Raw genomic sequence first — 596 nt, 5'->3', positions numbered from 1 at the left:
CCCGCCCGGCGCGGGTGGCCGGTGGCCGGCCAGTCGGCGCGCTCGGTGAGCAGTTCGACCGCACCGGCCGTCCAGTCGACGTGCGAGGAGGGCGCGTCCACGTGCAGGGTGCGCGGCAGCAGCCCGTGTCGCATCGCCAGCACCATCTTGATCACGCCCGCGACACCCGCCGCCGCCTGGGCATGCCCGATGTTCGACTTGATCGAGCCGAGCAGCAGCGGCAGTTCGCGACCCTGCCCGTAGGTGGCGAGGAGCGCCTGGGCCTCGATCGGGTCACCCAGCGTCGTCCCGGTCCCGTGCGCCTCGACGGCGTCCACATCGGCCGGAGACAGCCCGGCGCTCGCCAGCGCCTGCCGGATCACCCGCTGCTGCGACGGGCCGTTCGGCGCCGTCAGACCGTTCGACGCACCGTCCTGGTTCACCGCGCTGCCCCGCAGCACCGCCAGCACCCGGTGCCCGTTCCGACGGGCGTCCGACAGCCGCTCCAACACGACCATGCCGACGCCCTCGCCCCAGCCCACACCGTCCGCCGCGTCCGCGAACGAACGGCACCGACCGTCGGCCGACAGACCGCCCTGGCGCGAGAACTCCACGAA

The 596-nt window shown here is 74.2% G+C and carries 1 protein-coding gene; it reads right to left on the bottom strand.

Going from position 1 to position 596, the window contains the following annotated elements; genetic code table 11:
- Positions 1-596 (bottom strand): beta-ketoacyl synthase N-terminal-like domain-containing protein (locus BG452_RS36430; protein ID WP_188308623.1); only part of this gene is annotated, 596 nt, incomplete at both ends.

Origin of the sequence: Streptomyces sp. CBMA123 (assembly GCF_014596465.1) — a bacterium.
Taxonomy (GTDB): Bacteria; Actinomycetota; Actinomycetes; order Streptomycetales; family Streptomycetaceae; genus Kitasatospora.
Note: the sequence above shows the minus strand (reverse complement) of the source record. Positions and strands in the feature narration are given on the sequence as shown.